This window comes from Actibacterium sp., assembly GCF_041584535.1.
GTDB lineage: Bacteria > Pseudomonadota > Alphaproteobacteria > Rhodobacterales > Rhodobacteraceae > Actibacterium_D.
In genome coordinates, this window is the sequence record NZ_JBFHDW010000308.1 from 1 (window position 1) to 2872 (window position 2872).

Annotated in this window: 3 protein-coding genes; 2 read left to right on the top strand and 1 reads right to left on the bottom strand. The window is 64.2% G+C overall.

Annotation, left to right across the window (positions count from 1 at the left end; all coding sequences use genetic code 11):
• Positions 1-920 (bottom strand): MFS transporter (locus tag ABYW26_RS12780; protein ID WP_372605286.1); only part of this gene is annotated, 920 nt, incomplete at its 3' end.
• Positions 921-1106: 186 nt separating this feature from the next.
• On the opposite strand from ABYW26_RS12780, the gene ABYW26_RS12785 reads away from it, so the two are divergent.
• Positions 1107-2090: a VOC family protein gene (locus ABYW26_RS12785; RefSeq protein WP_372605287.1), complete on the top strand. Its 984-nt coding sequence runs from the start codon at positions 1107-1109 to the stop codon at positions 2088-2090.
• Positions 2091-2215: 125 nt separating this feature from the next.
• Positions 2216-2872, top strand: a 657-nt coding sequence (locus ABYW26_RS12790) for a 3-keto-5-aminohexanoate cleavage protein (protein ID WP_372605288.1), incomplete at its 3' end; no start/stop codon positions are given.

A 2872-nucleotide genomic window follows, 5' to 3' on the forward strand; every position in this document is an offset into this window, starting at 1 on the left:
AGCCCCAGCCCCAGCATCATCGCCGCCGACCCGGCGCTGATCCCCAATGCAGGCAGGGCCGCCAGCCCGGCGGCTGACAGCGCGAAACAGGCCAGCGCCGGCAAGTCGCGCCACCGCGAATGCGCCGCCAGCCAGCCGCCCGCCGCGACTGACACAATCGCCGCCCAGCCGATCAGGCTGACCGCGACCGAGGCGTTGATTTCGCCCATGCCGTGCGATTGCAGCAAGCCCGGCGTCCACGCGATCGAGGCGATCAGCGCCATGTTGTAAACGCCCCAGATGCTGCCCGCGATCAGGATCAGCACCAATTCGCGCGCGGTTGGCCAGCCGCTTGCCTGTGCCGCACGCGGGCCTGCCGCGCCTTGCGGTGCGCGCCAGACCGCTGCCAGCATCACCAGCGCCGCCGCGCATAAGACCGCCGGAACCACCAGCGCCGCGCCAAGGCCTGCCGACAGCGCCAAAGGCGGCAGCACCAGCATGGCGATCGCGATGCCCGCGGGCCAGCTGGACACCAGCACACCCATCGCGGTCGGCAGATCGTCCCGGTCCTGAAACCAGTCCGCCGCCATCTTGTTCAGCATCACGTTCAGCCCGACCGCGCCGCACCCGGCCAGCAGGCGCCAGATCACCGCAGCGGTGAAATCATTGGCCAGCCAGCCCCCCACTCCGCCGGCCACCATCAGGCCCAGCCCCCACAGCGCCGTGCGGATATCGCCCAGTCGCTGACCCAGCCAGCCACTGCCCAGTGCCGCCGCGACGCCGGGCAGCAGATAGGCGCCGGTCAGGGTTCCCAGCGCGGCAAAGCTCATCCCGCCCGCCGTGGTCAGATGCGAAGCCAGCGCCGGGACCGCCTGAAACTGAAACCCCATGCACATCCGGGCCAGCGTCAGGGCCGCAAGAATTTTCCAGGCTTCTGACATGGTCGCTCCGGTCCGGGTGAACGGGCGGCGGATGCGGCCCTGTGTGGCGCAACTGTGCGACGTCTGGCCGGGTCTGAAAAGGGCCAATTCCGCGTCCCCGTTCACACAGTGGGCAATCCGAGATTGGAGTATGCCGGAAAACCTGTCGCCTGCTACATTTCCGGATGACACATTGAGGAGGGGAACATGGCAATCTGCGCTTTGGGATATCTGGGCGTCCGGTCCGACAAGATCGACGACTGGTCGGATTTTGCCGGCCATCTTCTGGGGATGCAGAAGATCGACAAGGGCGGCAAGGCCGTGGCCTTTCGCATGGACGATCAGGCGCAACGCCTGCTGGTCTCGGACGAGCCGGGCGAGACGCTGGCCTTCATGGGCTGGGAGGTTGAGGCGAAAGACGACCTGCAGGGCTATGCCGGGCGGCTGGAAAGCGCCGGGGTCGAGGTGCATCTTGGCACCGCCGATTTGTGCGACCGCCGGCTTGTTGGCGCGATGATCTGGTTCCTTGATCCGATGGGAAACCGGGTCGAACTGTTCCACGCCCCGATGATCGCATTGGACCCGTTCGTGCCGGGCCGCCCGATCGACGGGTTCCAGACCGGGCCGCTGGGCATGGGCCACGCAGTGCTGCATGTCAAAGATATCGACGTGATGCTGCCGTTCTATCGTGACTTGCTGGATTTCCATGTCTCCGATTTCGGTCTTGAACCCTACGGCCTGTATTTCTTCCACGTGAATGGCCGCCACCACAGCTTTGCCATGGTCGGATCGGGTCTGGAGGGGTTTCACCACTTCATGGTCGAATTCCGGAACCTTGACGATATGGCGCAGGGCTATGATCTGGCGCTGCTGGACGAGGGCCGCGTGGCCTATACGATGGGCCGCCACACCAACGATTTCATGACCAGCTATTATGCCAATTCGCCGTCCGGCTTTTTTGTCGAGAACGGCTGGGGCGGGCGCGTGATCGACCCCGAGACATGGCAGCCGCATCAAACCCATGACGGCCCCAGCTTTTGGGGGCATGACCGCCTGTATCTGGAAAAGGACGATCCGGCGCGGCTGGCGTTGCAAGAAATGCGCCTTGGCGCCGCCGCGCGCGGCCGTCGGGCGCCGCCGGTGGCCGAATGCCCGTGGCTGTATGGCGAATTGACGAAACACCGAAAGTAAGCGGACGGCACCGGCCTTTCACCGGGTCGCGAAATGTTCACCACGTGAACGCCCTATTTCAATACCTGTGCTTTCTTTTACCGGTTTGCGCATGATCCGGAAAATTGCCGAAGGGGGAGTCCGCAATGCCGTCTGTTTTTCTGACCTGTGCGCTGGTGGGGAATTTCACCACCCGGGCCCATAACCCGAACCTGCCGATTACGCCTCAGGAATTGGCCAATGATGCCATCGGGGCGTGGCGTGCCGGTGCGGCGGCGGTTCATGTGCATGTGCGCGATCCCCAGACCGAACGGCCATCGATGAGCGTCGCGTTGTATCAAGAGGTCGTCGATCGCATCCGCGACGTGACTGACGATCTGGTCATCAACCTGACCACCGGTCTGGGCGGCCGCTTTCACCCGTCCGAGGATGATCCGGCCAAGGCTGGCCCGCGCACCAATCTTCTGCGGCCCGAGTGCCGGATCGAACATATCCAGCAGATCAAGCCGGACATCGCGACGCTGGACCTGAACACCATGGTTTTCGGCAGCGAGGTGGTGATCAACACTCCCGAGAATATCCGCGTCATGGCCGAGGGCATTTACGAGGCCGGAGTCTGCCCCGAGGTCGAATTATTCGACACCGGCGACATTGCCCTGATGAAAGACCTGATGGCCGAGGGCACGATCCGGCAAAACCCGCTGTGTTCGCTGGTGATGGGGGTGAAATACGGGCTGCAACCGTCGCCCGAGACCACGCTTTATGCCCGCGATCAACTGCCCGCTGGTGCGATCTGGACCGGG

Bases quoted from the DNA above. Each gene is read 5' to 3' on its own strand.
- ABYW26_RS12785 (WP_372605287.1), top strand. From the start codon at position 1,107: ATGGCAATCTGCGCTTTGGGATATCTGGGCGTCCGGTCCGACAAGATC.